This is a genomic window from Aquimarina penaris, assembly GCF_040786285.1.
In the GTDB taxonomy this organism is placed as follows: domain Bacteria; phylum Bacteroidota; class Bacteroidia; order Flavobacteriales; family Flavobacteriaceae; genus Aquimarina.
Map to the genome: position 1 here is coordinate 8,752 of NZ_JBFMKQ010000007.1, position 18,453 is coordinate 27,204.

At 31.0% G+C, this 18,453-nt stretch carries 10 protein-coding genes; 4 read left to right on the forward strand and 6 right to left on the reverse strand.

Annotated elements, in window-relative coordinates:
• Window positions 1-153 precede the first annotated feature (153 nt).
• Window positions 154-399: a GIY-YIG nuclease family protein gene (locus tag ABW637_RS21585; RefSeq protein ID WP_367586813.1), complete on the forward strand. Its 246-nt coding sequence runs from the start codon at window positions 154-156 to the stop codon at window positions 397-399.
• 217 nt (window positions 400-616) lie between these two features.
• Here ABW637_RS21585 and ABW637_RS21590 read toward each other — a convergent pair whose 3' ends face one another.
• The 6 genes from ABW637_RS21590 to ABW637_RS21615 form a co-directional block, all read right to left on the reverse strand.
• Window positions 617-2,776: a prolyl oligopeptidase family serine peptidase gene (locus ABW637_RS21590; protein ID WP_367586814.1), complete on the reverse strand. Its 2,160-nt coding sequence runs from the start codon at window positions 2,774-2,776 to the stop codon at window positions 617-619.
• A gap of 324 nt (window positions 2,777-3,100) precedes the next feature.
• Window positions 3,101-3,277: a hypothetical protein gene (locus ABW637_RS21595; protein ID WP_367586815.1), complete on the reverse strand. Its 177-nt coding sequence runs from the start codon at window positions 3,275-3,277 to the stop codon at window positions 3,101-3,103.
• Window positions 3,278-3,356: 79 nt separating this feature from the next.
• Complete coding sequence (locus ABW637_RS21600) at window positions 3,357-3,533, reverse strand: hypothetical protein (protein WP_367586816.1); 177 nt, start codon at window positions 3,531-3,533, stop codon at window positions 3,357-3,359.
• Between the two features lie 148 nt (window positions 3,534-3,681).
• Window positions 3,682-5,433, reverse strand: coding sequence for a helix-turn-helix domain-containing protein (locus ABW637_RS21605; protein WP_367586817.1), 1,752 nt, complete (start codon window positions 5,431-5,433; stop codon window positions 3,682-3,684).
• A gap of 18 nt (window positions 5,434-5,451) precedes the next feature.
• Window positions 5,452-6,327 (reverse strand): thiopeptide-type bacteriocin biosynthesis protein, encoded by an 876-nt coding sequence (locus ABW637_RS21610; protein WP_367586818.1) that lies wholly within the window; start codon window positions 6,325-6,327, stop codon window positions 5,452-5,454.
• On the reverse strand, window positions 6,302-8,608 hold the full coding sequence (locus tag ABW637_RS21615; protein ID WP_367586819.1) for a lantibiotic dehydratase family protein: 2,307 nt from the start codon (window positions 8,606-8,608) through the stop codon (window positions 6,302-6,304). The genes ABW637_RS21610 and ABW637_RS21615 overlap by 26 nt, the downstream gene beginning before the upstream one ends.
• A gap of 555 nt (window positions 8,609-9,163) precedes the next feature.
• On the opposite strand from ABW637_RS21615, the gene ABW637_RS21620 reads away from it, so the two are divergent.
• The 3 genes from ABW637_RS21620 (at window position 9,164) to ABW637_RS21630 (ending at window position 18,420) form a co-directional block, all read left to right on the forward strand.
• Window positions 9,164-9,691, forward strand: coding sequence for a UpxY family transcription antiterminator (locus ABW637_RS21620; protein WP_367586820.1), 528 nt, complete (start codon window positions 9,164-9,166; stop codon window positions 9,689-9,691).
• Entirely contained in the window at window positions 9,691-11,775 is a 2,085-nt protein-coding gene (locus ABW637_RS21625) for a condensation domain-containing protein (protein WP_367586821.1), read from the forward strand. The genes ABW637_RS21620 and ABW637_RS21625 overlap by 1 nt, the downstream gene beginning before the upstream one ends.
• A gap of 186 nt (window positions 11,776-11,961) precedes the next feature.
• Window positions 11,962-18,420 carry a non-ribosomal peptide synthetase gene (locus tag ABW637_RS21630; RefSeq protein WP_367586822.1) on the forward strand — a complete coding sequence of 2,153 codons (6,459 nt, stop codon included), beginning with the start codon at window positions 11,962-11,964 and terminating at the stop codon, window positions 18,418-18,420.
• Window positions 18,421-18,453 lie beyond the last annotated feature (33 nt).

The window sequence follows — 18,453 nt, forward strand, 5'->3', positions numbered from 1 at the left end:
AGAAAAATGATAGAAAAGCTAATTGCTGCGTAGCTCAGTTGGTTCAGAGCATCCCGATTTCACATCGGGAGGGTCAGGGGTTCGAATCCCTTCGCGCCCACAGAATTAAAATCCTGAAGAAAAATCTTCAGGATTTTTTGTTTCGTACTGATAATGAAATACTATGTTTACATTCTGTTTTCGGAAGAATTGAACCGATATTATGTGGGGACTACAAAAGATATATCGGATCGGTTAGAGAAGCACCTTTGGAATCATAAAGGTTTTACTTCAAAAGCTAAAGATTGGGTGTTGAAATATAGCGAAGAATATGAGTTGAAATCTGATGCATTCAAAAGAGAACTTCAGATCAAAAAATGGAAAAGCAGAAAAATGATAGAAAAGCTAATTGCTGCGTAGCTCAGTTGGTTCAGAGCATCCCGATTTCACATCGGGAGGGTCAGGGGTTCGAATCCCTTCGCGCCCACAGAATTAAAATCCTGAAGAAAATCTTCGGGATTTTTTTGTTTTGTACTGATAATGAAATACTATGTTTATATACTATTTTACTCTTAAAAATGGTTAAATTTCTTTCTGCAGATAGATAACAAGATAGAATTCTTTTGAGCTTTTATTGTTATTTTGGTTGGTACTCTGGATGACCTGTTTGCCAAAAGGCAAAAGACATAACGGTTGCAAACCTGTTAAACCCTTTTAGTTTAGTATTATCTACCCCATGACCAGTATCCTTATCGATAAGCAATAGAATTTTGTTTGATGAAGTATTTGCTTGTTGAAGCTTAGCTGCAAATTTAACAGAAAACCAGGCAGGTACTCTGGCATCGTTCAACCCTACAGATAATAGAGTTGCAGGATATTTTTCTGCTTCTTTGATATGATGGTAGGCATCCATTTCTAATAAACCTTTGAATTCGGTAGCGTCTTTAAGTGCGCCAAATTCTTTAATGTTAGTAGCTCCATTTGCTCTCATCTCTGACCGTAACATGTTCAGTGAACCAAATTCTATAATAGCTGCAGCAAATAGATCAGGTCTTTCGGTAATGGCTCTTCCTATCATTATACCTCCTGCGCTACCACTCCATACCGCCAATTTTTCTTTTGTTGTATATTTATTCGTTATTAAATATTCTGCACAGGATATTAAATCTTTCCAGGTATTAGGTTTTGTTGATTTATATCCACCTTTATGCCAAGCGTCACCTTTCTCTCCGCCACCTCTAACATGAGCAGTTGCAAATATTCCTCCTTCTAAAACCCATAGCAATCTACGTAACGAAAAAGTAGGTTTAAACGAGATACCGTATGCACCATAACCATCCATTAAAAGGCGGTTTTTACTGTCTTTTTGTATTCCTTTTTTGTATAATATAGAAAGGGGTATCTTTTCTCCATCATGAGCCTCTACTTCGATTTCTTCGATGATGATTTCATCAAACTGTTTACTATCAATAGTTTCATTTAGGTTTTTATCTATAAGTGTACTATTGTTATATTCGTATCTTTTGTTATCGGTAGTCCAACCGATTGCCGTAATCCATAATTCAGAGTGTCCTAGTCCTTTTGCGGTAATACTTATATCACCATAGACCTGTGGGAGCTTTATTTCTTTATAGGTTGTATTTTCATGTTTAAATAGACTCGCTTTCACTCCATTTTTACTAGTTACAACATAGAGTCCGTCTTTGGTTAACTCAAAATCTGTAATTACTTCATTTTGTTTTTCTTCAACTAAAACTTTTGGGTTATCGAAATCAGGATTAATTATAGAAGTAGCACATATTTTAAAATTTGGAGCATGTTTTGCCGTTTGATAGACTATAGAATCTCCTTTTAGTATATATTTTTTTATTTGATCTGTTTTTTTAAATAAAGGTTTCCAATTTTTTGTTTCTATTTCTTTAATGGGTAAATAATATGAATTATAATAGCTGCCAGCACCTGGTGTCATTCCTACCAAATACTTACTGTCGTTATTTTCAAACATGACAATAGGAAAATCATCTTCTTTCAAATCTAGGTCATGATTATTTGTATATGAAAATATTTCTTTGATATTGTTTGGATCATCTCCTAGTTTGTAAATAACTGATTTGGTATTTTTTAGAAAGTCCATAGATGTAACATCAACACTAGGATAATGCAGATATATAAAACCCGAACTGTCTGGTAACCATGCCACTCCACCCAAGTATGATGGCCATGTATTTTGTATTACTTCTGGATGTGTTTCTTTTGAAATTACATCAATAACAATCGTTTCCGAAACTTCTTTGCCCTTAGTGGTAAGACTTACAGCAATTTTTTTTCCATCCCAACTAGGCTGTATGTAGTTGATGATGTATTCTGTATTGGATTTGGGTTTAAAGTTTTTTGGATCATAAAGGAGTTCTTCCTGACTTGAAAATGTTTTCTTATAATAGAGCTTAGGAGCATTTTCATTGGGTAATCTTTTTAGATAGAAATGATTATTATTTTCTGTCACCTTTATTTTAGATACGACAAATGCTTTTTTCTTATCAAATTCAATCTGTTTGTTGATTAAGTATTGTTTTTTCTTGATACTACTTAATAGATCTGTAGAAATTTTATTTTGATTTTTAATCCATTGACTTACTTGCGGATGATTGAGATCTTCTGCATACCGATAAGGGTCTTCAATTTTTTGACCGTGATATGTTTCAACCACAATCTTAGGAGGTAAAATGTCTTTTTTATCTTGGGAGAAGATTATATATTGAGATAAAAGGATAAAAGAGAGGACAAATTTTTTATACATAATTTAAAAATTCATTTGCAAGAATTGAGCTTGTGATTTTCAGGTTATATTATTGGCATAAGTTTACTATTAAACTTATCGTAATTACTGTATAATTAAGTTTTCAGGGTGTTTTTATTTTAATGATCATATCGTAAATGAATTATGAAAAGGTTATTTTAAATTGAATATATAGCATCCTTTCATTTTGTAAAATGAAAGGATACTGTATAAACTATATTTATTAATATTTTAAGAACTTTTAACTTAGATATGAATTAGCAATATAAATTATCTAATTACAGTCTAAGAAGCCGAAAAATTTTTTGAATCCCAGTTTCTTAATTATAATAGATCTTCTAACTGACATATTTCATCAACAAAAGTATCAGAATTAAGATGAACATTGCCTCCGTTTTGGTTTCCTTGAACTCCTCCTTTTATAATACCAGGATTATCAAGTTTAGAAATTCTTAATTTATCTAGAGTAAGTTTAGCCTTTTTATTGTGTGAATTTTTCATGTTGTATATTTTAGTTTGTGATTTTCCCAATTTATAGTTGTGGTAGTTTTTTTAGAGTTTTTGAATACTATTCCTTTAATCACATTATATCACCTTCTCCTAAAGTACAACCAAAAGTGTCAGAAACGCGAAGACAATCATCGGTTTTCTTTTGAATTCCTATAGCTCCTCCTTTAATAGTATCAGGATTATCAAGTTTAGAAATTCTTAATTTATCTAGAGTAAGTTTAGCCTTTTTATTGTGTGATGTTTTCATGTTTTTGTTTTTAAGATTTTTGATGGTGCTAAAGTATTAGGTAAATCTTAAAAACAAAGGAGGATTTAGGCTGTAGTTGTCTGGTTTTCAGGAATGCAGATGTCTGGATTCCTGAAAACGGACTGTTAAATAATTGAAAATCAGATTCTTATAGGTTTTCCTGATTTTCCGTATTATATTGCTGTTTTTCGAGTTGTTTTAGGAAAAATGAGGGGTAGATTCCCGTAGTTTTATAAAATGACTTAGAAAAAGCTTCAGTGGTATTAAAGCCAATCTCATTTGCAATTGCTTTAATAGTATATCTTCTGAATTTTGAATTAGATTTTAATTCTTCGACTACGTAATCAATTCTCAACTCGTTTACATAATTACTAAAGCTTTTATCCTTATGCATGTTAATCACTTTGGATAGATACTTAGAATTTGTTTTAAATCGTTTAGATAAACTACTAACGGTTAGATTAGCTTCTAAAAACTCATTATTATTTTCGAATGATTCAAGATTTTTGAGGATGTCATTAACAATGATATCTGATATTCCAATATCTGTAGGTTTGCTGCTTTCTGTTTTTTTCGTAACTGTAGGTACTATTATTGTTTTTTCAGAAGGCTTTTTATTGTCATTTAATAATTCTAAGAATCTTTTCTTATATGTTCTTTTCTTTTTCTCGTTTAAGAAAAGAACTATTAATAATACTAAAGAAACTATAGATAAAATTATTAAAACAATAATCTTGGTCTTATTGGTTTTCTCAAGAGAATCTATGATTTCTTGTTTTTCTAAGATTAAATTGGGTGTTGAATATTCTTCGTTAATCTGTCGGGACAAGTATTTAAAATTATTGTCAAGTATACTATCTACAGTTAATAGTTTATCGATATAAAGAATCTGCTGATCAGTATTATTTTGTTCTTTATAGTATTTGATTAACAATTCATACGCTTCTCTTATTTTAGGGAAGAAGTATTGTGTAGAAAAGGCTATTGAGTCGACTTTTTTGAGATGGGATATGGATTTGTCAAAATCATTTTGAGAAAAGTAAATCTTGCCTAAATAGAGTTCTGCTCTTTCTGCAGTACCAGGACCTTGTATTTTATAATCTCTTAATTTTTTTAATTTAGTAATGCTATCCAGGCTAGGTTGATATTGTTTTTTATAATAATGTGCCATTGCTGTAGTCAATAGAAGCCTGGTATATAAAAGACTATCTTTTGACTTTAAACTTAAGTTGATAGCTTTTTTGTTGATGGCATAAGCTGAATCGTATTTTTTTATGGCATTATATATAGTACCCGTAGCATAAAGAGATTTAATGTAATCATATTCATACTCTTTGTGTTCTTTAAATTTGTTCTCGTAGTAGTTTACGGTAGATTGTAAAAGTTCTAGACCTTCTTGGTATTCGCCAAGATTATGTTTTAAAACGGCAATAAAATATTTTGTTTTGTATTTTTGATCACTATTTTCATTTTTATTTGCGTAGGTATTGGCCTGCATCAATTCATTCATAGATTTTTGATAGTAACCTTTTGATCCATAAACTCTTGCCTTTAATAAATAAGCTTTGGCCGGGTAATCAAAATCACTTACGTTTTTTGTAATAGCAATAATACTGTCGGCATACAATAAAGCTGTGTCGTGTTCAGAAATTGATGCTAGCATATAGTATCCATTCGCCTTTTTTATGATATTATTATCTTGTTTTGCTTTTAAAAGGAACGCTTTTGCATATTTTTGAGCCTTTACCGAGTCTCCTATAAACTGTTGAAAATTTTCTAAAAGCTCGGGGTATTGTTTTTGAACAAGATTTATATTTTCTTCAGTTATACCTTGGCCATAGATATTTTGAAGAAATATAAAAATTGCAAGAAAGACGATTTTGTGTTTAATTTTTTTCATTTCCTAAGAGATGTGTTTTCAATTAGAATTCAATGATATAGTTTTCATAGTATCAGAGTTATATTTTTTGCTTAAAAAATCATAAGCTATAAGTTCATAAAAACGTTGTTGAGATCTAAAAGCCCGATTAACCATCATATGGATATAACTACTTATAAGGTTATTTATTGATATTTCTAAGGAGTCATTATTTTTATGATTTAAAAGATGCTTAGTAATTTCTTCAGTTTTATTGGCTTTATTAAGTAAAATTTTATCTAAAACTTCATATGTTTCATTGGAAGAAGTATCACCTAAAAAGACAGATATTTCCTTTTTTATGCTCCCATATTTTTTATTGAGCTGTTTATTAAGGTTTTTATCAGCATTAAATTCTGTTCTAAAACTATCTTTATTATTAGAAACCAATAGTACCTTTTCTTCAATTTTATATTCAAAGTTTTCTAATAATTGATGTATTGCCTTTAATATAAACAAAAAGTATAGCTCTTCATCTTTTATTATTGACATAGCTTCTAATAACATTGTACTTTCATGATAAAAAAGCGCTTCGGATTCTTCAATAGTATTTGATCCATACCGCTCTATTTCTCTTTGATATGTGTCGACTTGTATTTTATGTATTATATCTTCATCTATATATGATCTTAATGCTTTATTCATTGCAAGGATTACTTCATTAATCTTTTTGATTTCATTAAGACGTAATCTAATCCTTATATGATACTCTGGATCATTGTATCGTATAAAAAACCACTTATCTATAAGTTTATTTTTAATTAATTGTTCTACTAACGGTTTTATGGTCTCGGTTAATATAATGTTAGACATTCTAGCACCACAATACAATTTGTAATACAACCATTCGTCACCTAATAAGAATATTCTCTTCATTTTTCGTTTTAGTATCTGGTGTTAGTAGTGCAGTGCTTTTCTTTTTCGAATGATTTAGCTTTTCTTCATTATAAAACGAAAACACAAATTGATTAGAATAGTTTTTTTTCTGGCTTTTTATAACGCTCTCTTCTGTGAATAAAAATTCTTCTAGTATAAATTGAGCTCTGTTTTTAACAACGCTAAATAACATTTTAACAGAAGACATATTTTCTAGGTTAATCAATAAGGTGTTGTCATTATCTATTAATTGAACATATTGTGGGATTTGGTGCTTAGATCTCCATTTTGCTATTTCTACAATACTATTTTGTGTATTATTTATACTTTCGAGTAAAGAACTAATATTTTTTGTAGTGATTTTCCATCTAGCTTTAGAAAAAATGAAATCTTTGTACTCTACTCTAGGCAAGAAGGTGTTTTTATCCATCATTTTTCCCCAATAAAACCCAATAGAACTTCTTAAGTTTTGTTGTTGCAGATCGCATAAAAAATGATAAATCGGTAAGCTGTTTTGTCCCCTGTAATTATGGGCGTTGGTTAGTTTGGGAAGAACTTCTGTATTGTTTACTTTAGACCGAAGAACTATCCTATTTCGTTTTACAGAAATCATTAAATCATCAATAAAGATTTGTTGCTCTTTGGGAAGGTTGGATTTTCCCAGGTAAGGGATTTCATAATTTCGAATTGTTGCTCGACGTATGACGTTACCTGTCCGGGATTCTGGCAAATGTATGATTTCGGTTAGAAGCTTATCGTGATTCATTTCTTGTTCAAGATTTGCAATATGTTGAACCTGCTTCATGATTTGAGTATTTCCTGTAGAAAAACGTCCTAAAAGATTTGCGGCAGATGAACCACCCATATTTTGTAATACAAGCTTCTGTTTGCCATTAATAGTTATAATTTCTACGAGTGAAGATAAAGTATCGGGTAAGTCATTCCAGTTTGCCGGTAGATGTTCAAAATCTTGATCTTCTAATTGTAAGATATAGGCATTATCCTTACTTAATTGATGTAATTTCTTATGTAAGATTTCATTTGCAGGATTCCAAGAGATGTTTTGAGTCTCCTGATGTCGAGGCGGGATATCTATACCATCTAAAAATGGGTTATAATCTGCAGCTTCTTGATTTTGAAGATATCCAATACCAATTTCTGTATCTAAGGCTTGGGCAAGAGGAATTTCTCGAGTCTCATATCTTTTTATAAAAGCATTTTTGAATCTTTGTAGATTAGAATCTTGTGGAGGAGTGCTTATTTTGTTTAAAAGATTCATTACCCTTTTTGCCTTGTATGCAAACTGTACATCTAGTTGATTTTGTAGCGTTTTAGTGTACATATCTGTTTGAAATAAATACTTAAGCTCAAAATCGATATCAAGTTTTTTTATTTCTTCGTTGTTCTTATGGTAGGTGTCAACAGAGTTTCCGACGGTTTGATCTATTCGATCTAGAAATTCTTGAAAATAGGAGATTTGATTAATGATTGCATCTGTATCCTTTAATTTTTTGAGGGTCTCATGAATTTGAAGTAAAAAATCTTTTCCACTAACAGAGGGCTCTAATTCACTAACCAAAATTTGATTATCAATGAGCTGGTATATAAATTCTTGAGCTTCGTTTTTAGATATTTCATCGTCAACCAAAAGAGAGGCCAATTCTTCAACTTTTTTTCCTGATTGGGCGTTCTTAATAATTATTTCTAGATACGGAGTGTGGGTAACGGCTTCAATGCTATGCTGTCTGCGGTTATACTTATTATATGTATATTCAATATATCTATATTGCTGTCCTATTTTATATAAACTATTATTTGGAAACCATAATAGTTGGTTTTTTATGTTTTTTTCTTTAGATAATTTTTGAGAAAATGCAACTAGAAAATTCATGTCAAACCGAGTCTGCCTTTGATTTTCACTATAATGCGGAAGCTCTATAGTCGTTAATTTCCCAAATGTACCAATACTACATCCTGCAAATAACCCAAAAGGGGTACATCTGGATGACATCCTTGATAGATATTTAAGTAAAGAGGACTGTAATCGTTGAATTTTTTTTGGATCACTTGTCTGGTTTGATAACCATTTTTCTATTTCTAAAAATAGTTCTGGAGAGGCTAGAAAAATAGCTTCCTTGACAACATTGTCATTCCATATTTCTCTATATGCTTCAATTGATATTTGTTTATCCTTTGTTAAGTGGTAGTAAAAATCTAACGATAGCAGAGGTGTACGTATACAAAATTCTTCAAAAAATGTGTATGGATTTTTTTGTTTCAATGTGAAAATATAAATAAGCCCCGGTTAATAAGAACACAAATATACAGTTTTCTTTATAATTCGTTTTTTCAATTGATTTGCAGTTAAATTATTGATTTTTAAATAATTAAGTAATTTTTTTTATCCCGTAATTCCATGAATTACGGGTCTTGATTCCTGAAAACGGGTTTTAACCATTTGTTTAGTGCCTTAGTTTTGATCTATGTTTGTAACAGATAACGAACTAGATATTATTAATTCAAATCATATTCGATTATCTGTATTAAACTTTTTGATTAAGAAAAGCATCGTTTTTGCAAACTGAAAAGTTGAGATGTATAAAATTGATTTAAAAGTTTTGTTGTAAGCAGTAAGTAACTTTTTACTGTGATAGATTAAAAGTAAAAGTAGCTGCTTTTACTAATGATTACCCTTTATTTTTTTGAGAATACACTTGATGTGAGTCAAGGAAGCGAAGCTATAGGCTTTTTCTAAATTTCTTTTGATTATCACTATTACAAAACACGAATATATACTTAAGATAGTAAGTAAACTATCATCTAAAACACAATAATTATGGGCAAACTTCTTAAAATAGGTTGGTACGTTCTATATGTTAGATCACGTCAAGAAAAAAAAGTTGACAACTTGCTAAAAGAGAGTCATCTGGAGTCATTTCTTCCTTTGGTGAAGACTGTAAGACAATGGAGCGATAGAAAGAAAATAATTGAAGCTCCTCTTTTTCCTTCATATGTTTTCGTCAAGATTAATTCTGCACAAGATTTCTATAAAGCATCATCGATTGAAGGTGCTTGCACCTTTGTTCGTTGTGGTGGTGAATATGCATTAGCCCAAGATGATGAAATACAAAAAATCAAACTTTTTCTAGGTTCTAAAGACGTCACTAATGTTAGTAAAAGTAATGATACTCTTGAAGTTGGAGAAGTCATGATGATTCAATACGGCTCACTTGCCGGTTTAGAATGTGAAGTGTTAAAGGTAAATAATGAAAGTAAGATTGTTGTTCGCTTAAATTCAATAAATCAAAGTATTACGGCAACAATACCTTCGCAATTTTTGTCAAAAATCTCAAAAGCGGTGTGATGGAAAATAAAACTTCTAAGATACAAGGGTATAATCGGTTAGATTACCAGATATCAGAAAATAATCAAGCAGAGTTCGTTTCCTATGTCAATGATATAGAGGATGGTAGTAATGTTAATGAACCAATTTTTTATGGAAGAAATGATGACCAGTCAAGTTACAGAGGCTATAGAATAGAAATTAAAGAGATCGAGAAAGCTATTCAACGTGTTAATATATACGTTGTTGATAGCTATGTGTGTATTGATCAAGTTCATAATAATCCAATCTTGATAGCTTACCTTATAGCAAATGAGTCTTTTGTTAACATAACAACATTAAGTATTAAATTAAAAAGATATTTACCTGATTACATGATTCCAACTCACTTTGTAATTATAGATGCAATTTCTTTGCTTCCCAATGGTAGAATTAATGTAAAAAAGTTACCAAAGCCTAAGTTTTCGGATATTGAAGAAGTGGTTAAACTACCTTCAACCTTAGAAGAAAGAAAGATAGCAGCAATTTGGAAAGAATTATTGAAATTAGACGAAATAGATGTTAACGTTAGTTTTTTCGAACTCGGGGGGCACTCATTGCTTGCTAATGAATTTATAAGTACAGTAAGAAATAAAAAAGGAATAGATTTATCGATTCAGGATTTTTATAAGTCTCCAACAATTAAAGGAATTAGCAAATTAGTTCCTTCTTTAAAAAAGAAACAAAATCAAAAGATAGTAGCGCCTAATCTTGAGCTTTATCCTTTATCATATGCCCAAGAAGCGATTTGGTCTTTGGACCAACTCGATGCTACTCATCAATTTTGTTATGAATCTAGGGCTATTAAACTAAAGGGTAATGTAGATCATTTTTTATTAGAAAAGACTTTTTCTAAACTTATAGAGAAACATGAGATTTTAAGAACGGTTTTTGAGTTGATAGATGGGAAACCTTTTCAAAAGATACTACCTCCATATACATTTAGTATTCCGGTTATTAATTATTTAGGATTAAAGAAAAAAGACCAGAAGAAGGTAATTATCGATTGCATAGAGAATACTAAAAACCCTTCTTTCGAAATAGAAAAAACACCTCTTTTTAGAGTGGAGATGCTAAAATTTTCAACGAAAGAAAATGTGCTTATATTTTGTAGCCACAATATGATTCTTGATAAGTGGGCTCAAAGAATTTTGTTTAAGGATTTTGTAGATGTTTATAATGAACTAAAGAGAAATCCTGATTTCGAAATTAAAAAACCAAAGGTTAGTTATAAAGACTATGCGTTTTTAGAAAAAGAAAACCTAAATGAAGCAGCCCTCAATAAACGATTAGATTTTTGGCAGGATAAATTATATAACTTTTCAAATGAATTACTTGTTCCTGTCGATAATGCTAGGCCAAAAAAGCAGATAAAAACAAGAAAGAGTATACCGCACGTTCTATCATTAGAGTTTTCTGAGAAATTAAGGCAGTTTTCTGAAATGCAGAATGTTTCCTTATTTATCACAATGATTTCGGCTTTTAAAGTAATGTTGAGTAAGTATAGTAGTCAAACTGATATTTGTGTAGGAACTTCATTAATAAATACTTTCTATCAAGGACATCAAGAGGTTTTAGGAGCTACTGTAAATGCTATTCCATTAAGAAACAGTTTTAATTATGATCATAGCCTGTTAGAGGTTTTAGATCATGTTAAAAAAACCTGTTTAGATGCATACGCATGTGGTGATACTCCTTTTGAAAAAATTGTAGAAAAGGTATGCCCAGAAAGAAGTTTTAATCCTCAAGCATTATTTAGGTACATGTTTAGCTTTATTGATTTTCCAATTAAAAACATGTCATTATTAGATGCCGAAATCGAAATAATAAAAGGATATAACGAGCTTTCTACATTTGACATCAATGTAGTGGTAAATACAACACAAGAACAAGCTGATTTTTCTTTAGTAAATCAAACAGACAGAAGAATCTCTTTAGAGTGGCAATATAATTCAGATATTTTTAAACCTGTTACAATGCAGTACATGTTGTCAATATACTTAAGAACATTAAATGAGCTTATAACTAATCCCAACCAATCTCTTGAAAATACCTCTGTGATTTAAATAGAAATTTTGATTGCACAAGAGGACATCATATCTCTAGCCAATTTATTGCAATATCACGAATAACTACAATTTTCCCTTAGTCTGTAAAGGTTTAAGAACGATCAAAGATGTATTCTGAATTTTTAAGAAAATGAAAATTGTAAATTTTTATAATTCCATCATCCATTAAATATTTTATGTATAATGAATTCTTTAAAAAAATATAAGACACTTTCTCAAGTGCTCGAATCTAGACAAAACTCAACTAAGGGGATAACTTTTATCGAGGGTAGTGAGAAAGAAAATTTTCTTTCCTACAATGAGCTATACCATAAGGCCGTAGCAAAATTGTCTTATCTGCAGGAGAAAGGAATAAAACCTCAAAATGAATTGGTGTTTCAAATCAATGATAATGAGTCGTTTATTATTCTTTTTTGGGCTTGTATTCTTGGTGGTATAATTCCTGTGCCTTTGAGTATTGGAAGAAATTCAGAACATAAACAGAAACTCTTCAATATTTGGCCAATATTAAATAACCCTCATTTGGCGATTTCAAAAGATGAGATTAACAAGCTTAAAAATAATGAGCAGGAAGATAAGTTTGCAGAGATTCAGAAAAAAATTATTGATTTTGAGGGGGTAAGTAGCACAAGTGAGAATGCAGTAATATATGATGCAAAAGAAGATGATATTGCTTTTATTCAATTTTCTTCGGGCTCTACCGGAAATCCAAAAGGAGTAGTCTTAACTCATAAGAATTTACTAACAAACATATTGGATATTAGCACTGCTTCAAGTTATACCGAAGAAGATGCCATGATTAGCTGGATGCCACTTACTCATGATATGGGGCTTATAGGGTTTCATTTAAATCCTTTATTTATAGGGATGAATCATTACTTGATGCCTACAGATCTTTTTGTAAGAAGACCATCTATATGGTTAGATAAGGCTAGCGAACATCAAATAAGCATTTTATGTTCCCCTAATTTTGGTTACAAATATGTTTTGAAACATTGCAATGTTGACAGTTCAGAACAGTGGGATTTGAGCACGGTTCGATTAATTTACAATGGTGCAGAACCTATATCTGAAGCAATATGTGATCAATTTTTAGAAAGTCTATCTAAATATGGTTTAAAAAAATCTGCAATGTGTCCCGTTTATGGTTTAGCAGAAGCAAGTTTGGCTGTTACCATATCCAACCTTGAGGATACAATTGTTTCTTTTTATTTTGATAGAGATCAACTAAAAATTGGAGATAAAGTACATGTAACAACTGAGCAAGAAAAAAATTCAGTGTCATTCGTCAAAGTTGGAAAACCTATTAATCATTGCTCTCTAAGAATTACTAATGAAGTTAATGAATTGGTTAAAGAAGAAATAATAGGAAACATTCAGATTAAAGGACATAATGTAACTTCTGGTTATTACAATAATGAAGAAGCTACTAAAAATGCAGTCCTACAAGATGGATGGGTTAAAACAGGGGATTTAGGTTTTATCAAAGATGGCGAGCTATATGTAACCGGAAGATTAAAGGATATTATTTTTAGCAACGGGCAAAATTATTACCCTCATGATATAGAGCGTATCGCCGAAAAAGTAGATGGAATTGAACTGAATAAGGTTGCTTTTGGAGGTTTTTTTAATGGGAGTACACAAAAAGAAGAAATTATCGCTTTTGTGTTTCATAGAGGGAGTTTAGATAAGTTTATCCCAGTCATAACTGCATTAAAAGAAGTTGTAAATACAGAAATTGGGCTTGAGATAGATAATGTAGTGCCTGTAAAAAATATGCCGAAAACCACGAGCGGAAAATTACAGCGCTTTAAGTTATTATCTGAGTATAGAAAGGGAACTTTTGATGAAGTAAATGAAAAAGTGAAGTCTTTAATCGTTGAAAATAGTTTCGACGATATAGTAGCACCGGTAACCGAGAAAGAACATAAATTACTTGCCATATGGAAAAATGTTCTCGACTTCGAAAATATAAGTGTAGAAAAAAGTTTTTTTGAACTTGGAGGTAACTCACTAAAAGCCGCCGAAATGATGATGGCTTTGGTTAAAGAGTTTCAAGTAGAAATTACACATGATATATTGTATAAATATGATACAATAAGAGGTTTGGCTTCTGTGTTAACTACATTAAAACCGAAAAAGTATAATGCAATCCCTAAATCAGAGACCTCAAATTTCTTCCCTGTTTCTAGTGCTCAAAAAAGACTATACTATGCCTGGAAAATGGATAAAAGAAGTATAGCATACAATACTCCTATTGCATTTAAAATACAAGGAAGAGTAAGTACTGAAAAAATAAAAAAGGTAATCAATGAATTAGTAAAAAGACATGATGCCTTACGAATGGTGTTTGATGAGAAGCCAGATCCGGTTTTTACTATAGATACAATAAATGAAGTATCCATTGCTATTAAGAATAGTGAAGGTAGTAATATTCAAAATGAACTGCGTAAACTCGTTGAGCCTTTTGATCTTACCAAAGGACCATTATTTAGAGTTACAGTTTTAAATATTGAAAATAAAGAAGCCGTTTTATTTTTAGATTTTCACCATATCATTTCAGATGGAGTATCTATTCATCATTTTGTAAAAGAAATGATAACACTATATGAGGGTAAAACATTAGAACCATTAAGCATTGGTTATGGTGATTACACTAATTGGGAAAAAAATTGTAGAGATGAGCAGGCTTTAGCTTCGCATAAATCGTATTGGTTAAATCAACTTAGCGGTGATTTACCCGAGTTAAAGATAGAGTTAGATTATCCCAGGCCACCACTATTTACTCCTAAAGGCGAAAAAATTGAGTTTGAGTTTGATAATCAAACCACGACAAGATTAAAAATACTTGCTAAAGAACAGGGTTGCACTTTGCATGTATTGATGTTTACCATATATCAAATATTGATTGCTAAATATTCTGGAGTAACCGAGACAATAATAGGAATACCGATTGCAGGTCGTAAACATCCCGATGTACAAACTATGCAAGGCATGTTCGTTAACAATCTTCCTATAAGAAATGTTATAAAAGGAGAAGAAACCGTAAGTGAAATTTTAAAAAGTGCAGATACATGTATTTCTGAGGGATTATTACATCAAGATTATCCTTTTGATGAGATGGTTACTACTATAGCAAACACAAAGAATACTAGTAGAAATCCAATTTTTGATACCATGTTTGTATATCAAAATATGGGAACAACTACACTCATTGGCCAAGATTTTACCTTATCGAGGTACTTTTTTGACCCTGGTTATTCTAAGTTCGATATCTCAATGGAAGTTTTTGAAAATGACAAATCCCTTAAGTACGGAATAGAATATAATACTACCTTATTTAAAAGAGATACGATACTAAACCTTCAAACATGTTTTGAAAATTTAGCAATTGAAATACTAAACGATCCAGACATTCCTTATGCAACATTATCGTTGCTAAATACTAGTGAAGTTGATCGATATACTTATTTGTTTAATAACGATATTAAAACATATCCTAAAGAAAAAAGTGTATATCATCTATTTGAAGAACAAGTACAAAGAGTACCAAAATCTATAGCGTTAGAATTCGGTTCTCAAACAATGACATATAAAGAGTTAGATACTCAGGTTAATCACTTTGCCTCTGTATTAAAAGAAAAAGGAGTAGAGGCTCAAGATGTTGTAAGTATCTTATTGCCAAGGTCTTTTGATCTTGTGATTTCTATACTTAGTGTAATGAAAATCGGGGGAGTATATGTTCCTTTAGATGCCGATCTACCTCAGGATCGAATTAATTATATCTTAGAGCATAGCCAGTGTAAATATCTTATCACCAATTCTAATAAGGAGTTGAATATTAATTCTGAGAATGAGGATATACTACCAACATGTATTACCATAGATGATGGTATATCTTCTAATGAAGTTCTAAATACTAATATAGAATTCAAATACAATCCTCAAAGTCCAGCATATATTTTATATACTTCTGGTACAACAGGGAAACCCAAAGGAGTTGTTGTTAAAAATACTGCTTTAACGAATTATACCTGTTGGGCAGCAGAAACATACATTAAAGAAGAATCAGCAAAATTCCCTTTATATACATCCATCTCATTTGATTTAACGGTAACCTCTATTTTTACTCCTTTAATTACTGGAAATACAATAGTCATTTATGAAGAGGAACAACAAGAAGTATTAATAGAAAAAGTGCTTAATGATTCTATTGCTAACATTGTAAAATTAACTCCATCACATCTAAAAATCATCCGAGAATTGAATGTGCAAAATAAACACTCAATTAAAAGATTTATAATAGGTGGTGAAGAGCTTGAAACTTCTCTGGCGAGAGATGTTTACAATCAATTTGGTGAAGATATAGAACTTTATAACGAATATGGTCCAACTGAAGCGACTGTTGGTTGCATGATATACAAATTTACACCTACTGATGATTTTAGAACTGTTCCAATTGGGGTTCCTATACAAAACACTCAAATTTATTTACTAGACGAATTCTTAAAACCTGTACCAGTGGGTGTACGAGGTGACCTATATATTGCGGGAGATGGGCTTGCCCATGGTTATTTTAACAATGCTCTTTTGACCAATGAGAAATTTGTAGAAAATCCGTTTGTAGCAGGTCAAAAAATGTATCGTTCAGGAGATATTGCAGTAAGACGTTCTAATGGAGTGTTAGAGTACATTGGTAGATCAGACCAACAGATTAAAATTAATGGGTATAGAATTGAAATTCCTGAAATCGAAAACTGTTTATTAGATCATTCACATATAAAACAAGCAATTGTTGTATGCGCAGATGTATCAGGAGAAAAATCATTGCACGCATATTACAGAAGCGTTGACAATCAAAAAATAAGGTATTCTGATTTGGTAAGCTTTTTAGCAAGCCGTTTGCCTTACTATATGATTCCTAGGTCATTTACTTATGTAGAAAAAATGCCTTTAACCAAAAATGGTAAAATCGATTATAAAGCATTACCTGCACCAGAGTTTAGTACTAGTAAAACAATAAGAAAAACTTCCGAAAATAATATAGAGCGGGCAATATTAGAAGTATGGCAAGAAATATTTGCGACTGAAAACGTATCGGTTGACGACAATTTTTTTGAAATGGGAGGAGACTCGATCAAGGCCGTTCAGATTTCGTCTAAACTAAACATGAGAGGAATTACTCTTGATGTAAAAGATATATTAACGTATCAAACCATTGCGATTACTGCACCCTACGCTAATATTAATCTTGAAAATGAAAAGTACGACCAAGGATTTGTAGAAGGACTTAAAGCTCTAAGCCCTATTGAAAGCTGGTTTATAAATCAAAAACTGCCAAACCCTAATTATTATAATCAATCAGTTTTATTAAATTTTAATAAGCCAATAAATAATAAAGTTTTAAAACAAGCTTTTATGAGGCTAATTAATCATCATGATGGATTAAGAATAAACTATAAACAAAATGAAAATAAAATATGGTTTAATGAAGCGTACATAAATTATCCATTCAAAATTGAAAAATACAATATTAAAGTTGATGATGAATTATTCGAAGTATGTACGAATATTAAAAACAGTATGGATATTGAAAATAGTTTGTTAATTAAAGCGGCTATTATTAAATACCCAGATGCTTCTGAAAAATTATTTATTACCGCACATCATTTAGTTGTTGATGGAATTTCCTGGAGAATTTTACTTGATGATCTAAAGGCAATTTATCAGTCGTTATTGTTAGGTGATGAACCTGTGCTTCCGATGAAAACCATGTCTTTAAAGGAGTGGCAAACTTCACTTACAAGTTTAGTCGAGGAAACTAATTTTACAGCAAATGAAGTAGAGTACTGGAAAAGTATAGAAGAAGAAGATTTTCAGTTGCCATGTGATACAGAAACAAATGATTGGCGTTTTGCAAACTCAAGACAAATAACAGTCAACCTAGATAAAGATCAAACAGCACACCTGGTAAAGAAAGCACATCTGTCGTACAAAACCAATATAGTTACATTATTGAGTACTGCACTGTCATTGGCACTTCAAGAATGGTTAGATAAAGAAGAGTTTGTTATTCAATTTGAAAATCATGGCCGACATGTAGAAGATGTTGATGTTTCTAGAACAAGTGGATGGTTTACCGCGATGTATCCTGTAAAACTTACTTTAATACAAGGAACAATAGACGATCAGATAAAAAGTATTAAAGAGCAGCTAGTGAGTGTTCCTAATAATGGATTAGGATATGGTATTTCTAAATATATGAGAGATACAAATCTTGCAGATAATAATGAGCTTTCAGAATTACGATTTAATTACCTGGGGCAATTTGATCAGGAGCTTACAAACGATCTATTTGAATTCTCACAAGTATTTCATGGTAGTGAAGTCGGTCTTGAGAATATATTGACAACCAAGCTTGAGATTAATGCCATGGTTGTTCAAGAAAAGTTACAGATTTCTGCTAATTATAATAGTAAGTTTCATAAAAACGAAACTATCTCTAGATTTTTGAAATTCTTCTTAATGAAATTATCTCTTATCATTGGTCATACCAAAGATCAAAAAGATATCCATTTCACCCCTTCTGATTTTGAAGCAATCGATTTAGAACAAGAAGAACTAGATTCTCTATTCTCTTAAATAGCATTTAGATAAAACTCATTTTAGAATTAT